The organism is Streptomyces sp. NPDC039424 (assembly GCF_055639495.1).
On the sequence record NZ_JBVKAI010000001.1, the window covers coordinates 810223 to 827066 of the forward strand.

12 protein-coding genes are annotated in these 16844 nt (G+C 70.8%); 5 read left to right on the forward strand and 7 right to left on the reverse strand.

The window, feature by feature from the left end; all coding sequences use genetic code 11:
* Nucleotides 1-6 precede the first annotated feature (6 nt).
* From ACZ7L0_RS03745 to ACZ7L0_RS03755, 3 genes are read right to left on the reverse strand one after another with little or no spacing between them, the layout of a single operon-like run.
* Nucleotides 7-837: a carbohydrate ABC transporter permease gene (locus tag ACZ7L0_RS03745; protein WP_471240759.1), complete on the reverse strand. Its 831-nt coding sequence runs from the start codon at nucleotides 835-837 to the stop codon at nucleotides 7-9.
* On the reverse strand, nucleotides 834-1730 hold the full coding sequence (locus ACZ7L0_RS03750) for a carbohydrate ABC transporter permease (RefSeq protein ID WP_471240760.1): 897 nt from the start codon (nucleotides 1728-1730) through the stop codon (nucleotides 834-836). The genes ACZ7L0_RS03745 and ACZ7L0_RS03750 overlap by 4 nt, the downstream gene beginning before the upstream one ends.
* Nucleotides 1730-3052, reverse strand: coding sequence for an ABC transporter substrate-binding protein (locus tag ACZ7L0_RS03755; RefSeq protein WP_471240761.1), 1323 nt, complete (start codon nucleotides 3050-3052; stop codon nucleotides 1730-1732). The genes ACZ7L0_RS03750 and ACZ7L0_RS03755 overlap by 1 nt, the downstream gene beginning before the upstream one ends.
* A 156-nt stretch (nucleotides 3053-3208) precedes the next feature.
* Here ACZ7L0_RS03755 and ACZ7L0_RS03760 point away from each other — a divergent pair, with 156 nt between their 5' ends.
* The 4 genes from ACZ7L0_RS03760 to ACZ7L0_RS03775 all read left to right on the forward strand — a co-directional run bounded on the left by ACZ7L0_RS03760 (nucleotide 3209) and on the right by ACZ7L0_RS03775 (nucleotide 10073).
* The gene (locus tag ACZ7L0_RS03760; RefSeq protein ID WP_471240762.1) at nucleotides 3209-5578 is read left to right on the forward strand and encodes a glycoside hydrolase family 2 protein; all 2370 of its coding nucleotides are present in this window, start codon (nucleotides 3209-3211) and stop codon (nucleotides 5576-5578) included.
* On the forward strand, nucleotides 5575-6612 hold the full coding sequence (locus tag ACZ7L0_RS03765; RefSeq protein WP_471240763.1) for a LacI family DNA-binding transcriptional regulator: 1038 nt from the start codon (nucleotides 5575-5577) through the stop codon (nucleotides 6610-6612). Before ACZ7L0_RS03760 ends, ACZ7L0_RS03765 begins: the two co-directional genes overlap by 4 nt.
* 117 nt (nucleotides 6613-6729) lie before the next feature.
* On the forward strand, nucleotides 6730-7947 hold the full coding sequence (locus ACZ7L0_RS03770) for a thiolase family protein (RefSeq protein ID WP_471240764.1): 1218 nt from the start codon (nucleotides 6730-6732) through the stop codon (nucleotides 7945-7947).
* Nucleotides 7944-10073 carry a 3-hydroxyacyl-CoA dehydrogenase NAD-binding domain-containing protein gene (locus ACZ7L0_RS03775; RefSeq protein WP_471240765.1) on the forward strand — a complete coding sequence of 710 codons (2130 nt, stop codon included), beginning with the start codon at nucleotides 7944-7946 and terminating at the stop codon, nucleotides 10071-10073. The genes ACZ7L0_RS03770 and ACZ7L0_RS03775 overlap by 4 nt, the downstream gene beginning before the upstream one ends.
* Before the next feature lie 134 nt (nucleotides 10074-10207).
* On the opposite strand, the gene ACZ7L0_RS03780 is transcribed toward ACZ7L0_RS03775, so the two are convergent.
* Nucleotides 10208-11224 (reverse strand): DUF8189 domain-containing protein, encoded by a 1017-nt coding sequence (locus ACZ7L0_RS03780; RefSeq protein WP_471240766.1) that lies wholly within the window; start codon nucleotides 11222-11224, stop codon nucleotides 10208-10210.
* A 77-nt stretch (nucleotides 11225-11301) separates the two neighbouring features.
* Here ACZ7L0_RS03780 and ACZ7L0_RS03785 point away from each other — a divergent pair, with 77 nt between their 5' ends.
* Nucleotides 11302-11673, forward strand: a complete 372-nt coding sequence (locus ACZ7L0_RS03785; RefSeq protein ID WP_471240767.1) for a PIN domain-containing protein — start codon at nucleotides 11302-11304, stop codon at nucleotides 11671-11673.
* Between the two features lie 13 nt (nucleotides 11674-11686).
* On the opposite strand, the gene ACZ7L0_RS03790 is transcribed toward ACZ7L0_RS03785, so the two are convergent.
* From ACZ7L0_RS03790 to dxs, 3 genes are all read right to left on the reverse strand, one after another.
* The gene (locus ACZ7L0_RS03790; RefSeq protein WP_471240768.1) at nucleotides 11687-13135 is read right to left on the reverse strand and encodes an ArnT family glycosyltransferase; all 1449 of its coding nucleotides are present in this window, start codon (nucleotides 13133-13135) and stop codon (nucleotides 11687-11689) included.
* 84 nt (nucleotides 13136-13219) lie between these two features.
* Nucleotides 13220-14746, reverse strand: coding sequence for an amino acid permease (locus tag ACZ7L0_RS03795; RefSeq protein WP_471240769.1), 1527 nt, complete (start codon nucleotides 14744-14746; stop codon nucleotides 13220-13222).
* A gap of 150 nt (nucleotides 14747-14896) precedes the next feature.
* A complete protein-coding gene (dxs, locus tag ACZ7L0_RS03800) occupies nucleotides 14897-16816 on the reverse strand; it encodes a 1-deoxy-D-xylulose-5-phosphate synthase (protein ID WP_471240977.1) in 1920 nt (639 codons plus the stop codon).
* Nucleotides 16817-16844: the final 28 nt, after the last annotated feature.

Genomic DNA, 16844 nt, shown 5'->3' on the forward strand with positions numbered 1-16844 from the left:
GGCGCGCTACCGCGTCGCTCCTCTCGTGAAGCCGTTGTAGATGAAGCGCTGCAGGGCGAGGAAGACGATCAGGGTCGGGACGATCACCAGGACCGCCCCGGCCGAGATCGTCTCCCAGTGGGCGCCGAACGGGCCGCGGAAGCGGAACAGGGACGTCGAGATCACGCCAAGATCCTGGGACGGCATATAGAGGAAGGGGATGTAGAAGTCGTTGTAGACGGTGATCCCCTTCACGATCACCACGGTCGCCGTCGCGGGTTTCAGGAGCGGGAAGATGATCCGGCGGTAGATCGTGAAGGCGTTGGCGCCGTCCAGGCGGGCGGCCTCGTCCAGCGAGATCGGGATCGACCGTACGAACTGCAGGAAGATGTAGATCGAGACGATGTCCGTGCCCATGTAGAGCACGATCGGCGCCCAGCGGGTGTCGAAGAGGCCGAAGCTGTTGACGATCTGGAAGGTGGCCACCTGGGTGGTCACCCCGGGGACCAGCGCGGCCAGCAGGAACAGGGCCACCACCAGCTTCTTGAAGCGGAAGGTGAAGCGGTCGATGGCGTAGGCCGTCATCGAGCCGATGAGCACGGTGCCGCCGATGGCGAAGAGCAGGATGAAGGCGGTGTTGCCGAAGGCTTGGAGCATCCGGCCGTCCTGGAACGCCGTCACGTAGTTGTGGAAGTCGAGCGGGTCGTGCGGGGCGGTGAGGGCACCGCTGTCGTCCGCCATCTCCTCCGGGGACTTCAGGGAGGTCAGCAGGACGGCTCCCAGGGGGAGCAGCACGACCACCGTGGCGGCGATCAGCGACAGGTACACCAGGGCGCGGGCGACGATCCGGCGCGTCATACGAGGTCCATCCTGTTGTCGGCGGAGTCGGGTACGAGGCGCCGCTGCAGCCAGGTCACCGCCAGCAGGATCAGCAGCAGGACGACCGCCGCCGCCGAGGCGAGCCCCGTCTTGTTGAACTGGAAGGCCAGCTTCACGGTCTGGATCACGAAGGTCTCGGTGCCGGTCGCGCCGCCGGTCATGATGTAGGGGATCTCGAAGGCGGACAGCGAGCCGGAGACCGACAGGATCACGGTCAGGGCCACCACCGGCTTGATGCCGGGCGCGATGATGTGCCGGAACTGCTGCCATCGGTTCGCCCCGTCCAGTTCCGCCGCCTCGTAAAGCTCCCCCGGGATGGACTGGATCGCGCCGAGGAAGAGCACGAAGTTCAGGCCCATGTAGCGCCACACCGAGACGCCCGCCAGGGAGAGGTTCGCCGACACCTCGGTGCCCAGCCAGGCGTGGTGGGAGTGCGCGCCGAACAGGCTCAGCACCGAGTCCAGGGTGCCGCCGTCCTGGAAGAAGTAGAGGAAGACGAAGCCGATCGCCACCCCGTTGATCAGGTACGGGAAGAAGAGCACGCCCTTGAAGAAGTTGCGGAAGCGGACGTTGAAGCTCAGGACGGTCGCGAAGTAGAGCGCGGCCACGATCTGGACGGCGGAGGCGGCCAGGTAGTAGCCGCTGACGAAGAAGACCTCGAAGAGATCGCGGCGGGTGAAGAGTTCGGTGTAGTTCCCGGCACCCGTGTAGTGCAGTTCCGGGCTGACGCCGTCCCAGTCCGTGAAGCTGTACGCGACCATGTTGGCGATCGGCGCGTAGGTGAACGTGATCAGGAGGGCGAGCGGGGCGAGCAGGAAGAGCCAGGGCGTCAGGACCCGCCAGACGGCCGCCTTCCGGGTGGCGTCCGCCATCAGGACCCCGACTCCACGGTCGCGCGGGCCTCGGTCCACTTCTTCGCGAGTCCGTTCAGGAAGTCGTCCAGGCTGCCCTTCCTGGCGCCGCGCGCGAGGTCGACCAGGTCCTGGCGGTAGTCGGGCTTGTAGATGCCGACCTCGGACTGGTCGTCGATCGCCTTGACCTTGGCGCCCGCCGAGTCGTTCAGCTCGATCAGCTTCACACCGGCGTCCTCGTACGGCTCGAGGACGGCGGGCAGGGGCGCGTCCTTCAGCGGGGAGACGGCCAGGTTGTCCTTGTCGTAGCCGGACTTGTCGGTGAACCAGTCGATCCAGGCGCGGGCCGCCTCCTTGTGCGCGGAGTGGATGTTGACGGCCTGGTTGTAGTCCGGGCCGACCACCGCGCAGAACGTGCCGTCCACCTGGGCCGGGAAGGGCATGAAGCCGATGTCGTCGGGGTTCACCCCGGCCTTGCGGGCGGCGTCCTGGAACTGGATGACCGCCCAGGTGCCGAGCCACTCCGTGGCGATCTCGCCCTTCGCCAGATCGGGCTTGGAGGCCTCCCAGTTGGTGGTCGTCGGGTCCTTCTCGGCGAGCCCGCCGTGCACGACGTCGTACAGCAGGGTGTCGCCGACGCGCAGGTCGGCCCCCTCGGCCCAGGGGTTGCCGTCGGCGAGCTCGGTGGTGGCATCGGTGTCGCAGTGCACCGAGCCGTTCACGAACGTCCAGGAGGTCAGCGGCCACTGGGCGGCGAAGTTGGTGTAGTACGGGGTGGCGCCGGTCTTCGCTTTGATCGCCTTCAGGTCGTCGAGGAACCGGGCCGGCGTGGTGGGCCACTCGGTGATCCCGGCCCGCTTCCAGATCCGCTTGTTGTAGACGAAGCCGGGGGTCACGCCGATCGGGCTCTGGCCGTAGACCTTTCCGTCGACCGTGGTGAAGTCGGTGAACCGGTACTTCCCGGCCCGCTCTGCCCGGGTGCCGAGCGAGGCGAAGAACTTCGGGTAGTCGCTCTTCTTGATGACCGCGGGGATCATCAGGACGTCGCCGTAGTTCTCCGTGTTCATACGGATCTTGACTTCGGACTCGTAGTTGGTGAGCGCCTGGAACTTGACCTTCACCTTCGGATACGTCCGGTTGAACTCGGCGGCGTACTTCTTCATCGTGCCGTCCTGCACCAGGTCGGTCCGCTGGGTGAGGACCGTGATGGTCCCGCTCACCTTCGACGGGTCGTCGGGCGCCTTGGCGTCGGCGCCCTTCGTCGAGCCTCCCGTACCGGTGCAGCCCGCGAGCAGCAGGGCGGCTCCCGCGGCCGTGGCCAGGATCGTGCGGCGGTGGTTCATGTGCGTCAACTCCGTTCATGGTGACGGAAGAGCACGTGCGGGGGTTGGCTGATTCGGCACTCTGACAGCGCTTTCCTCAACCGGTAAAGTCCCAATCGCGCCAAGGCTGCAGAAGTACGTCCAATCCCGTGCATAGACCGGTTTAGGGAGTGCCGCATGCTGGAGGCCACACCACTCACCGAGGGCTGGACCCTGCGGCACGAGGGGCGGGCGCTCCCCGCCCGGGTGCCGGGTTGCGTGCACACCGATCTGCTCGCGGCCGGGGAGATCCCGGACCCGTTCCTCGGGCGGAACGAGGCGGAGGTGGCCTGGGTCGGGCGGCGCGGGTGGACGTACGAGAGGGAGCTGCGGGCGGCGTCCGCGCACGAGCGGACCGATCTCGTCTTCGACGGTCTCGACACCGCGGCCGGGATCACGCTCGACGGGCGGCTCCTGGGCCGGGTACGGAACATGCACCGCTCCCACCGCTTCGACGTCACGGGACGGCGAGGACGGCTGGCGGTGCGCTTCACCTCCGCCTACACCGAGGCCGAGACCGTGCGCGAGCGGCTGGGCGAGCGGCCCGCCGCCTACGCCGAGCCGTACCAGTACATCCGCAAGATGGCCTGCTCCTTCGGCTGGGACTGGGGGCCCACCCTGGTCACGGCGGGCATCTGGCGGCCGGTGCGGCTGGAGCACTGGTCGACGGCCCGGATCAGCCGGGTGCGGCCCCTGGTCACCGTCGAACAGGGCACGGGCGTCGTCGAGTTGCATGTCGACGTCGAGCGGTCCCGGGTGGAGGCAGGGCTCACCCTCGCGGTCAGCGTGGGCGGGCGGACGGCGCGCGCCGATGTGGCGGGGACGAGCGGGGTCGTCCGGCTCCGGGTACCCGGGGCACGGCTGTGGTGGCCACGCGAGTACGGCGAACAACACTTGTACGACGTCGAGTTGACGCTGGCGCACGGTGAAGAGGTGATCGACGCCTGGCACCGCCGGATCGGCTTCCGCACGGTCGGACTGGACCGGCGGCCCGACGCGCACGGCACCGGATTCACCCTGGTCGTCAACGGGGAGCGGCTGTTCGCCCGGGGGGTCAACTGGATCCCGGACGACGTCTTCCCCTCCCGTGTGACCCGCGAGCGCTACCGGGAGCGGCTGGAGCAGGCGGCCGGGGCGAACGTGGACCTGGTGCGGGTGTGGGGCGGCGGGATCTACGAGAGCGATGACTTCTACGACGCCTGCGACGAGTTGGGCCTGCTGGTCTGGCAGGACTTCCCGTTCGCCTGCGCGGCCTACCCGGAGGAACAGCCGCTGCGCGCCGAGGTGGAGGCGGAGGCCCGGGAGAACGTCGTACGGCTGATGCCACACCCGTCGCTGGTGCTGTGGAACGGCAACAACGAGAACCTGTGGGGTTTCCGGGACTGGGGCTGGGAGCGGGAGCTGGCCGGGGAGTCCTGGGGCGAGGGATACTACCTGGGCGTACTGCCGCGTGTGGTGACCGAGTTGGATCCCACGCGGCCGTACACGGCGGGCAGCCCCTGGTCCGGGTCCTGGGCGCACCACCCGAACGACCCGGCGCACGGCACGTACCACTCGTGGGAGGTGTGGAACCGGGAGGACTACGCGGACTACCGGCTGAACGTGCCGCGTTTCGTGGCCGAGTTCGGCTGGCAGGCGCCGCCAGCGTACGCCACGCTGCGGCGCGCGCTGCCCGGTGAGGAGCTCGCGCCGGACTCCCCCGGTGTGCTGCACCACCAGAAGGCGGACGACGGCAACGGCAAGCTGGAGCGCGGCCTCGCCCGGCACTTCGTCCCGCCCGGAGGGGACTTCGACCGCTGGCACTACCTCACGCAGGTCAACCAGGCGCGCGCGGTGGCCGCCGGGATCGAGCACTGGCGGTCGAACTGGCCGGTGTGCGCGGGCACGGTGGTCTGGCAGCTCAACGACTGCTGGCCGGTGACCTCCTGGGCGGCGATCGACGGCGACGGGCGGGAGAAGCCGCTCTACCACGAGCTGCGGCGGCTGTACGCGGACCGGTTGCTGACGCTGCGAGAGCGGGAGGGCGGGCTCGTGCTGGCGGCCGTCAACCAGGCCGCCGAGGAGTGGACGGGGCACCTGGTCCTGCGCCGGATGAGCGTCGAGGGCGAGGTGACCGGCAGGGCGAGCCTGGGTCTCGCGGCTCAGGGGCGGACGGTCGCGGACCTCGTCGTCCCGCGCGAGCTGCGGCCCGTGGGCCCCAAGGAGTTCCTGGTCGCCGACGCGGGCGGGCTGCGCGCCCTGTACTTCCCGGCCCCCGACCGTGAAATCCCGTACCCTCGGCCGGAGTTCGAGGTGTCCGTGGCGCCGGGCGCGGTGACGGTGACGGCGCGTACCCTGGTACGGGACCTGCTGCTGCAGGCCGACCGGCTGGATCCGGGGGCGCGGGCGGACCGCGGGCTGGTCACGCTGCTTCCCGGGGAACGGGTCACGATCGGCGTGCGGGGCTGGAAGACCCCTGACCCGGCCGCCGCCCGGGCAGCCCTGTACTGCGTGGAGCCCGCCCGATGACAGCGACGCCGACCCCCCGCGTCACCATCAAGGACGTCGCCGCGCGCGCCGGCGTGTCCAAGGGCGCGGTGTCGCTGGCCTTCAACCACAAGCCGGGGCTGTCGGAGACGACCCGGGACCGGATCTTCGCCGCCGCGCGGGAGCTGGGCTGGGCGCCGCATCTCACCGCCCGGTCGCTGGCCGGGGCCCGGGTGGACGTGGTGGGGCTGGCGATCTGCCGGCCGGCGCAGATGCTCGGGCTGGAGCCGTTCTACATGGAGTTCATCTCCGGCGTGGAGAGCGTGCTGACCGAGCGGTCCTGCTCGCTGCTGCTGAGGCTGGTGCGGAATGTGCGGGAGGAGGCCGGTCTGCTGGAGTCCTGGTGGAAGGGGCGGCAGATCGGCGGCTCGATCCTGGTCGACTTCGGGCCGGACGACCCCAGGGTGGCGGCGGCCGAGCGGCTGGGTCTGCCGGTGGTGGCGGTCGGGCACCCGTCGCTGACCGGCGGGCTCACCTCCGTGTGGACCGACGACGCCACCGCCGTCACGGAGGCCGTGCGCTACCTCGCCGCGCTCGGGCACCGGCGGATCGCCCGGGTCGGCGGCGCGGCGGCCCTCGGACACACCGCGATGCGCACGGCCGCCTTCGACGAGGCGGCCCGGTCCCTGGAGCTGGCCCGGGCCTGGCAGGTCACCACCGACTACTCCGGGGAGGCGGGGGCGCGGGCGACGAGGTCGCTGCTCACCGCCGCGCCGCCGGACCGGCCGACCGCGATCGTCTACGACAACGACATCATGGCGGTGGCCGGACTGTCGGTGGCCGCCGAGATGGGCCTGAAGGTCCCCGCCGATGTGTCCCTGCTGGCCTGGGACGACTCCCAGCTGTGCCGGCTGACCCACCCCACCCTGTCGGCGATGAGCCATGACGTGCACGGATTCGGCGCGGACGCGGCCCGCACGCTGTTCGGGGTGATCACCGGCGAGGGGCCGGGCTCGCATCCGGTGCCGACGCCGGTGCTGACCCCGCGGGGCTCGACGGCACCGCCGGCGGTGTGACCTTCGCCGCTTGGGCATACGGGACTGGGCAGCTACGTTACCCATAAGTAGCATGGGTGCTGAGCGCGCGCTCAGCGCATCGCAGCAGTGCCATCCCGCACCTGGAGGAGAGCCATCGTGCCTCGTACCGTCAGGGACGTCGTCTTCGTAGACGGCGTCCGCACCCCGTTCGGCAAGGCGGGCCCGAAGGGTATCTACCACGAGACCCGCGCCGACGACCTCGTCGTGAAGGCGATCCGGGAGCTGCTGCGCCGCAACCCCGGCCTGGACCCGGCGAAGATCGACGAGGTCGCCATCGCCGCGACCACGCAGATCGGCGACCAGGGCCTGACGCTGGGCCGCACGGCCGGCATCCTCGCCGGTCTGCCCCAGTCGGTCCCCGGCTACTCCATCGACCGCATGTGCGCGGGCGCGCTGACCGCCGTGACGACCACGGCCGGTTCGATCGCGTTCGGCGCGTACGACGCCGTCATCGCCGGTGGTGTCGAGCACATGGGCCGCCACCCGATGGGCGAGGGCGTGGACCCGAACCCGCGCTTCGTGTCGGAGAAGCTGGTCGACGAGTCCGCCCTGTTCATGGGCATGACCGCGGAGAACCTGCACGACCGCTACCCGCACATCACCAAGCTGCGCGCCGACGAGTACGCCGTGCGCTCGCAGGAGAAGGCCGCCAAGGCGTACGCCAACGGCAAGATCCAGGCCGACCTGGTCCCGATCTCCGTGCGCCGCACGAGCCCGGAGGCCGGTGAGACGGGCTGGGGCCTGGTCACCGCCGACGAGCCGATGCGCCCGGGCACGACCCTGGAGAACCTCTCCGGTCTGAAGACCCCGTTCCGCGTGCACGGCCGGGTCACCGCCGGTAACGCGGCCGGTCTGAACGACGGCGCCACCGCCTCGATCATCGCCAGCCAGGACTTCGCCCGCGAGAACGGCCTGCCGGTCAAGATGCGCCTGGTCTCCTACGCCTTCGCGGGCGTGGAGCCGGAGGTCATGGGCTACGGCCCGATCCCGGCCACGGAGAAGGCCCTCGCCAAGGCGGGCCTGTCGATCGAGGACATCAACCTCTTCGAGGTCAACGAGGCCTTCGCCGTCCAGGTCCTGGCCTTCCTCGACCACTACGGCATCGCCGACGACGACGAGCGCGTCAACCAGTACGGCGGCGCCATCGCCTTCGGCCACCCGCTGGCCTCCTCCGGCGTCCGTCTGATGACGCAGCTGGCCCGCCAGTTCGAGGAGCAGCCGCACGTCCGCTACGGCCTGACCACCATGTGCGTCGGCTTCGGCATGGGCGCGACGGTCATCTGGGAGAACCCGCACTTCGAGGGGGACAAGTGAGCACCACCACCGAGCTGCTGAAGGGTGCGGCCGAGCTGTTCCCGGACGAGGTCGTCACGCAGGCGCACGTACGCCACTTCGACCTCCCCCTGGGTGCCGGCAAGTTCGCCCTGATCACGCTGGACAACGGCTTCGACCACACCAAGCCGACCACCTTCGGCCCCGCCTCGCTCGCGAACCTCGACACCGCGATCGACCAGGTGGAGAAGGAGGCCGCGGACGGCGATATCGTCGGCGTCGGCATCACCGGCAAGCCGTTCATCTTCGCGGTCGGCGCCGACCTCAAGGGCGTCGAGCTGCTGAAGGAGCACAAGGACGCGCTCGCCATCGGCAAGGGCGGCCACGAGGTCTTCAAGCGGCTGTCGAAGCTGGCCGTGCCCACCTTCGCGTACTACAACGGCGCGGCGATGGGCGGCGGCGTCGAGGTCGGCCTGCACTGCACCTACCGCACGGTGTCCGCGGCCCTCCCGGCGTTCTCCCTCCCCGAGGTCTTCCTGGGCCTGGTCCCGGGCTGGGGCGGCTGCACGCTGCTGCCGAACCTGATCGGCGCCGACAAGGCCGTCTCGGTCATCATCGAGAACAGCCTCAACCAGAACAAGCAGCTCAAGGGCAAGCAGGTCTACGAACTGGGCATCGCCGACGCCCTCTTCGAGGGTGCCGACTTCCTGGAGCAGTCGCTGATCTGGACGGCGGCCGTCCTCAAGGGCGAGATCGTCGTCGAGCGCCCGGCGATCGACCGCGGCGAGGCCTGGGACCAGGCCGTCGCCAAGGGCCGCTTCATCGCCGACTCCAAGGTGCACGGCGCGGCCCCGGCCGCCTACCGCGCCCTCGACATCATCGCCGACGCCAAGAACGGCGACCTGCAGCAGGGCTACGACGCCGAGGACAAGGCGCTGGCCGACCTCATCATGGGCGGCGAGCTGCGCGCGGGCATCTACGCCTTCAACCTGGTCCAGAAGCGCGGCAAGCGTCCCGCGGGCGCCCCGGACAAGTCCCTGGCCCGTCCGGTCACCAAGGTCGGCGTCGTCGGCGCCGGTCTGATGGCCTCCCAGCTCGCGCTGCTCTTCCTGCGCCGCCTGGAGGTCCCGGTCGTCCTCACGGACATCGACCAGGAGCGCGTCGACAAGGGTGTGGGCTACGTCCACGCCGAGATCGACAAGCTGCTCGCCAAGGGCCGCGTCAACCAGGACAAGGCCAACCGCCTCAAGGCCCTGGTCACCGGTGTCCTGGACAAGGCGGAGGGCTTCGCGGACGCGGACTTCATTATCGAGGCCGTGTTCGAGGAGATCGGCGTCAAGCAGCAGGTGTTCGCGGAGGTCGAGGCGGTCGCCCCGGCGCACGCGATCCTCGCCACCAACACCTCCTCGCTGTCGGTGTCGGAGATGGCGTCGAAGCTGAAGAACCCCGAGCGGGTCGTCGGCTTCCACTTCTTCAACCCGGTCGCGATCCTCCCCCTCCTGGAGATCGTCCGCGGCGAGAAGACGGACGACGCGTCGCTCGCGACCGCCTTCGCGGTGGCCAAGAAGCTGAAGAAGACGGCGGTCCTGGTCAAGGACGCCCCGGCGTTCGTCGTGAACCGGATCCTGACCCGCTTCATGGGCGAGATCCAGAACGTCATCGACGAGGGCACGCCGGTCGAGGTCGCGGAGAAGGCGGTGGAGCCGCTGGGCCTGCCGATGTCCCCGCTCGTCCTTCTGGAACTGGTCGGCCCGGCGATCGGCCTGCACGTCTCGGAGACCCTCAACCGGGCCTTCCCGGACCGCTTCACGGTCTCCCAGAACCTCGCCGCCGTCGTCAAGGCGGGCAAGCGCGGCTTCTACGTCTACGACAGCGGCAAGCCCGAGCTGGACCCGGAGGTCGCCGCGCTGCTGAAGCAGGGCGACACCGTCCTGACCGAGGAGCAGGTCCGCGAGCGCGTCCTCGACGCGGTGGCCCAGGAGATCGGCCTCATGCTCGACGAGGGCGTCGTCGCCGAGGCCCAGGACATCGACCTCTGCCTCATCACCGGCGCCGGCTGGCCCTTCCACCTGGGCGGCATCACGCCGTACCTGGACCGCGAGGGCGTCTCGGAGCGCGTGAACGGCAAGAAGTTCCTGGCACCGGGCGTGGCCAGCGTCCCGGCGTAGCCGACCGCGATGCGCATGCTGCCCGGCACTCCCGAGGGGGTGCCGGGCAGCGGCGTGCCGGGGGCGAGGTTTGTTCGCCCCCGCCTGGGGCTCCGCCCCTGACCCCGCTCCTCAAACGCCGGAGGGGCTGTCTTTCAGCCCGGACGCCACGCCTCCAGTGCCAGCCCCGGCTCGTCCTTGCGGCGGGTGAGGTGGAGTTGGCCGGTGGACGGGGACAACGTTGCCGCCACGACCCGGCCGTCGGCGTCGAGGGTGAGGGAGACCAGCGCGTCGGAGGGCAGTTGGGGGCCCGATTCCGTCCACCACGCGCCCGCCGACTCCTCCTGGGTGGGATACGCGGCGAAGGCCACCCGACCGCTCGCCGAACGCTGCGCCAGCAGGGTGCAGTCATGGCCGTCGAGTTCGCAGCGCACGGCGGAGACCGGCCCGGGGCCGACCGACGGGAGCACCGTGACCGGTTTGCCGCCGGGGCGCCAGGCGCACAGGTCGCCCGCGCCGTCGGTGTAGAAGAGGGTGGTGCTGTCGGGGGAGGTGGCCAGCGCGTACAGGGTGCCGGGGCGGACCGGGGCCTCCATCGACTCCTCCAGGACCGGCTGGGCGCCCGGCTTCTCCTGACGCCAGTGCAGGATGCCGCCCGGTACGGCGGCGTACGCCTCCACCCGGCCGGACTCCCCCGTCACCGCGACCGGTTCCTCCTGGACGTCCCGGCCCTTCAGGTCGCGCCAGGCCTCCCAGCCGCCCTTCTCCTTCTGGGCGAGCAGGCTCACCCCGCCGCCCTTGTTGCGTACGAAGACATGGGCACGGCCCTGCCCGTCGACCGCGACGGCGGGCGTGCCGGTGCGCTCGCCCTTCTTGTCGGGGTGGCCGACCGGGTTCCAGTCCAGGGCGGCAAGCAGCGGCCGGAAGTGCGTGGAGTGCACCAGGCCCGACTCGCCCTTGGTGGTGGGCCGCCAGGAGACCAGATGGGCGTAGCCGTCGGTGCCCTGACCGATCGCCAGGACGGGGTGCAGTTTCTGGTCGCCGCCCACCTTGCGCGGTGCGCTCCAGGAGCCGCCCGGTGCGCGCTCCGCCCGGCACAGGACGGCGTCGCCCGAGGGAAGGTAGACGCTGAGGCGGCCGTCGCGGCCGCGTAGGAGCCAGTCGCCGTTCACCGGTTCACTTTAAGCCGGGGCGGTACGCCGTCGAGGCCCGGCCCCGCCCGTGGTGGCGGCCGTGCGACCCTGGTCACATGGACCAGGAAGCCCCGCTGCTCGTGATCGTCGACGCCGCGAACGTCGTCGGGTCGGTGCCCGACGGCTGGTGGCGGGACCGGAAGGGGGCGGCCGAGCGGCTGCGCGACCGGCTGGCCGCGCAAGGGCTGCCCGGGCACCCCGGCCCGGTGGAGATCGTGCTGGTGGTCGAGGGCGCGGCCCGTGACGTGGAGTCCGTGCCCGGCGTACGGGTGGAGGGCGCGTCCGGCAGTGGCGACGACCGCATCGTGGAGCTGGTCGCCGAGGAGTCCCACCGCCCCCGGCTGGCCGTCACGGCGGACCGGGAACTCAGGCGCCGGGTTACGGAGTTGGGCGCCGAGGTGACCGGGCCCCGGACGATCCTCGGCTGAGCCGCGCCTCGCGCTACTCCTGTGGCACCCGGGCGTACAGCACGGCCCCGTCCACCGTTGCCACCGGCTCGTAGCGCGCCGCCAGCAGCCGTCGCAGGCTGGGCACGCGGTCGGCGGCGTACGGCTTGCCGCGCGAGTCGTCGACCACCAGGGCGGGGGCGTGTGCGGCCAGTTCCTCGCGGAAGACCGGCCAGGCACCCTCGACGGCGTACTTCTCGCCGACCTGGGGGCCGTCACGGCCGCCGCTGTAGTTGGTGAGCAGCCCGGCGGTGAGGTAGCGGCTGGCGGGGGTGCGGTCGGCGAGCCAGTACGTCTCCGGGTGTATGCCCCACAGCAGCACGCGGTCGGCGGGGTCGGTGCGGTGGGCCACGGCGGACGCGAGGCGCTGGGCGTGGGCCAGTTCGGGGCGGGGTGCGAGGAGGCCCCAGGCCAGGAACAGGGCGCAGCAGCAGGCCGAGGTGAGGACGGCGGCGGTCAGCCGTACGCGGGGCAGGATCTGCAGCGCGGCGGTCGCCAACAGGGCCAGGGGCGGGATGAGTTGCAGGTAGTAGTGGCCGAAGAAGTGGAAGCCCAGCACCACCGCCAGGGCGGAGGAGGTCTGCCACAGCCACAGGTCCGCCGCGCCCGTGCGGGCGATGCGCAGCACCCGTACCACCGGCGGGATCAGGCCCGCGCAGGCCACGCCCAGGATCGCGGTGTTGGTCAGTCCCCGGACGAGGACGTGGAGTTCGGAGCCGGTGAAGGAGGCGTACGCCCCCGATCCGGTGACCGTCCAGAACACGAAGCCCGCCGGGTCGGTGGCCAGGGCGGCGGCCAGCACCGGCAGCGTGAGGCCGGCGGTGAGGCGCAGGACGCCCGCGCACGGGGCGCCGTTCCGGTACAGCATCCAGGCCACCGGCACCAGTACCACCCCGCCGGTCTGCTTGGCGAGGAAGGCGCAGGCGACGGCCGCCCCGGCGGCGCCCCAGCGGCGGCGGTCCGCGCACCACATCGCGGCGGCCGTGCAGGGCAGCATGAACACCTCGAAGCCGGCGGCCTGCGCGTCCTCGGGGTTGAGCCCGATGGAGACCAGCAGGTACAGCGCCCCGGCCGTGCGGCCCGCCCGGTCGTCCCAGCGCCGCCGGGCCAGTGAGGCGAGCAGCACCGCGGTGAGCAGTTGGGCGAGGACCGCGAGCACCCGGACCGGGGTGAGGGTCGCGGAGCCGTGGACGGCGAACGCCGCCTCGTACAGCCACGGCACGAGCGGCGGCTTGCGGTCCACGACCGTCTCGTACAGCCGTCCGCCGTGTGCCAGTATCCGGGCCTGTACGGCGAGGTAGCCCTCGTCCGGATTCCACAGCGGCCGGACGAAGGACGGCACGCGCGTGAGGCAGGCCAGCCCCGCCAGCAGGGGCAGCAGTCGCGTCCAGTAGCCCGCGCGGCCGACTACGGAACGTGGCGGGGCGAGCGGCGTGACGAGCATGGGCAGCACGCTATCCGGCCCCGCGGTCTCCGACTGAACAGGACATACGGGGCCGGAGTGGCGGAGAGGCCGGCCGGGGGCCGGTTACGGGGCGTTCCCCTTCGGCGGATGTGTGACTTCCTCGACGGTGGTCTCCTCGTGCCGTCCGAGGCGGCTGTGCGAGCGGCCGTAGAGGAAGTACACGAGGAAGCCGATGACCATCCAGATGGCGAACCGTAGCCAGGTCTCGGCGGGCAGGTTGAGCATCAGCCACAGCGAGGCGCACACCGACAGGATCGGGATCACCGGGACCCACGGGGTGCGGAAGGCGCGGGGCAGGTCGGGGCGGGTCCTGCGGAGGACGATGACGCTGATCGCGACGACGACGAACGCGAAGAGCGTGCCGATGTTCACCAGTTCGCCGAGGGTCTGCAGGCTGGTGAAGCCCGCGACGATCGCGATGATCACACCGAGCAGGATGGTCGGCCGGTACGGCGTCCTGAAGCGCGGGTGGGTGCGCGAGAAGAATCGCGGCAGGAGCCCGTCGCGGCTCATCGCGAAGAACACGCGGGTCTGGCCGAGGAGCAGGATCATGCAGACGGTGATCAGGCCGATGGTGGCGCCGAAGCTGATCACGCCCGCGTACCAGGGGTGGCCGGTGGCCTTGAAGGCTTCGGCGAGCGGGGCCTGCACGGACAGCTGCGTGTATTTCAGCATGCCGGTGACGACGATCGAGACCGCCACGTACAGCAACGTGCAGATGAGCAGCGAGCCGAGAATGCCACGCGGCATGTCGCGCTGGGGGTTGCGGGTCTCCTCGGCGGCCGTGGCCACCACGTCGAAGCCGATGAAGGCGAAGAACACGATCGAGGCACCGGTGAAGATGCCCATCACGCCGAAGTTGGACGGTGCCCAGCCGAACATCAGCTGAATCAGCGGAGCCTTGAGATTCCCGCCGGCCGCCGCGGGTTCGGCCGGCGGGATGAAGGGGCTGTAGTTGGCGGTCTTGACGATGAACGCGCCGGCGATGATCACGATGAACACGACAGTCAGCTTGACCGCCACGACCACCTGGGTGACCCGTGCGGACAGCTTCATACCGAGGACGAGCACGCCCGTGAGCGCCAGCACCAGCAGGGCCGCGAAGAGGTCGAACCCGAAGCCCGAGGCGCCGTCCCGCCCGCCCAGCACCTCGGGAACGTGCCAGCCGAGGTTGTTGGCCAGGAACGACCGGAAGTAGCCGGACCAGCCGACGGCGACCACCGCCGTGCCCAGCGCGAACTCCAGGACCAGGTCCCAGCCGATGATCCAGGCGGGCAGCTCGCCGATCGAGGCGTAGGAGAACGTGTACGCGGACCCCGCCACCGGGACCGTGGAGGCGAACTCCGCGTAGCAGAGCGCGGCGAGGGCGCAGACGACACCCGCCGCGATGAAGGACAGGGAGATCGCGGGGCCCGCGCTCAGCTTCGCGACCGATCCGGTGTAGACGAAGATGCCGGTGCCGATGATGACGCCGACGCCGAAGACGGTCAGATCCAGCGCGGAGAGGGATTTCTTGAGCGCGTGCTCGGGTTCCTCGGTATCGAGGATGGACTGCTCGACCTTCTTCGTCCTGAAGAGGGTGCTGCTCACGGGCCTACCTCCCACGCGCTGGTCGTCCTCGACGTGATCGAGAGGGCTGGGGATGCGTATGCCCCGGCACAGGCAGGTTCACGCAAAAGGGCCGGATCCGCCACCTGGAGAGTGGGCGGGACCGGCCCTTCGGGCGTCCTTGGGGTCGCGTCAGTCGCGCGCCGGCTCGACCTCCGCCGTCGGGCGGTCGAACCGGCCGTCGAGCTTGGAGACCAGGCCGGTGACCTGGCGGGCGATGTCGGGCGCGGTCAGCCCGATCTCGGCCATGACCTCGGCGCGGGAGGCGTGGTCGAGGAAGCGCGGCGGGATGCCGAAGTCGCGCAGCGGCACGTCGACGCCCGCGTCCCGCAGGGCCTGGGCGACGGCCGAGCCGACGCCGCCGACCCGGCTGTTGTCCTCGACGGTGACGACCACGCGGTGCCGCTCCGCGAGCGGGGCCATGGCCTCGTCGACGGGCTTGACCCAGCGGGGGTCGACGACGGTGGTGGAGATGCCCTGCTTGTCGAGCAGGGCGGCGATCTCCAGGCACATGGGGGCCAGGGCGCCGACGGAGACCAGCAGGACGTCGGGCCGGTCGGTGCCGGGCTCGCGCAGGACGTCCATCCCGCCGACCCGGCCCACGGCGGGTACGGCGGGGCCGACGGCGCCCTTGGAGAAGCGCACCACCGTCGGCGCGTCCGTGACCTGGACGGCCTCGCGCAGCTGCGCGCGCACCTGCTCGGCGTCACGCGGCGCGGCCAGCCTGAGTCCCGGCACGACCTGCAGGATCGACATGTCCCACATGCCGTTGTGCGAGGCGCCGTCGGTGCCGGTGACTCCCGCCCGGTCCAGTACGAACGTCACACCGCACTTGTGCAGGGCGACGTCCATCAGCACCTGGTCGAAGGCGCGGTTGAGGAAGGTGGCGTACACCGCGAAGACCGGGTGCAGGCCGCCCGTGGCGAGGCCCGCGGCGGAGACGGCGGCGTGCTGCTCGGCGATGCCGACGTCGTACACCCGCTCCGGGAAGGCCTTGGCGAACTTGTCGAGGCCGACCGGCTGGAGCATCGCGGCCGTGATGGCGACGATGTCCCCGCGCTCCTCGCCCAGCCGGACCATCTCGTCGCCGAAGACGGAGGTCCAGTCGGCGCCGGAGCTGGCGATCGGCAGGCCCGTGTCGGGGTGGATCTTGCCGACGGCGTGGAAGCGGTCGGCCTCGTCCTGGAGGGCGGGCTGGTAACCGCGGCCCTTCTCGGTGAGGCAGTGCACGATGACGGGCCCGCCGAAGCGCTTGGCCCGCGCCAGCGCCGACTCCAGCGCCTCGATGTCGTGGCCGTCGATCGGGCCGACGTACTTCAGGCCGAGGTCCTCGAACATGCCCTGCGGGGCGATGAAGTCCTTCAGGCCCTTCTTGGCGCCGTGCAGCGTCTCGTACAGCGGCTTTCCGACGACCGGGGTTCGGTCGAGGATGTCCTTCGTCCGGGCGAGGAAGCGCTCGTACCCGTCGGTCGTGCGCAGCGTGGCCAGGTGGTTGGCGAGACCGCCGATGGTCGGGGCGTACGACCGCTCGTTGTCGTTGACGACGATGACGAGCGGGCGGTCCTTGGCCTCGGCGATGTTGTTGAGCGCCTCCCAGGCCATGCCGCCGGTCAGCGCGCCGTCACCGATGACCGCCACGACGTGGCTGTCGCGTTCGAGCAGCTGGTTGGCCTTGGCGATGCCGTCGGCCCAGCCGAGGACGGTCGAGGCGTGGCTGTTCTCGATGACGTCGTGCTCGGACTCGGCCTGCGCGGGGTAGCCCGACAGGCCGCCCTTCATCTTCAGCCTGGAGAAGTCCTGTCGGCCGGTCAGCAGCTTGTGGACGTAGGACTGGTGTCCGGTGTCCCACAGCACCTTGTCCTTCGGCGACTCGAAGACGCGGTGCAGGGCGATGGTGAGCTCGACCACGCCCAGGTTGGGGCCGAGGTGGCCGCCGGTCTTGGACACGGCGTCGACGAGGAAGGTCCGGATCTCCCCTGCCAGCTGGTCCAGCTCCTCCAGGCTGAGCCGGTCCAGATCGCGCGGTCCCCTGATGCGGGTCAGCAGCGGCACCCGTGCCTCCTTGCAGTAAAAGCTGATC

What these genes read in the sequence shown, in the direction of transcription:
- ACZ7L0_RS03760 (WP_471240762.1), top strand. Translation starts at nt 3,209, where the DNA reads ATGCTGGAGGCCACACCACTCACCGAGGGCTGGACCCTGCGGCACGAG.
- ACZ7L0_RS03755 (WP_471240761.1), bottom strand. Translation starts at nt 3,052, where the DNA reads ATGAACCACCGCCGCACGATCCTGGCCACGGCCGCGGGAGCCGCCCTG.
- ACZ7L0_RS03745 (WP_471240759.1), bottom strand. Translation starts at nt 837, where the DNA reads ATGACGCGCCGGATCGTCGCCCGCGCCCTGGTGTACCTGTCGCTGATC.
- ACZ7L0_RS03790 (WP_471240768.1), bottom strand. Translation starts at nt 13,135, where the DNA reads ATGCTCGTCACGCCGCTCGCCCCGCCACGTTCCGTAGTCGGCCGCGCG.
- ACZ7L0_RS03785 (WP_471240767.1), top strand. Translation starts at nt 11,302, where the DNA reads ATGGACCAGGAAGCCCCGCTGCTCGTGATCGTCGACGCCGCGAACGTC.
- ACZ7L0_RS03765 (WP_471240763.1), top strand. Translation starts at nt 5,575, where the DNA reads ATGACAGCGACGCCGACCCCCCGCGTCACCATCAAGGACGTCGCCGCG.
- ACZ7L0_RS03750 (WP_471240760.1), bottom strand. Translation starts at nt 1,730, where the DNA reads ATGGCGGACGCCACCCGGAAGGCGGCCGTCTGGCGGGTCCTGACGCCC.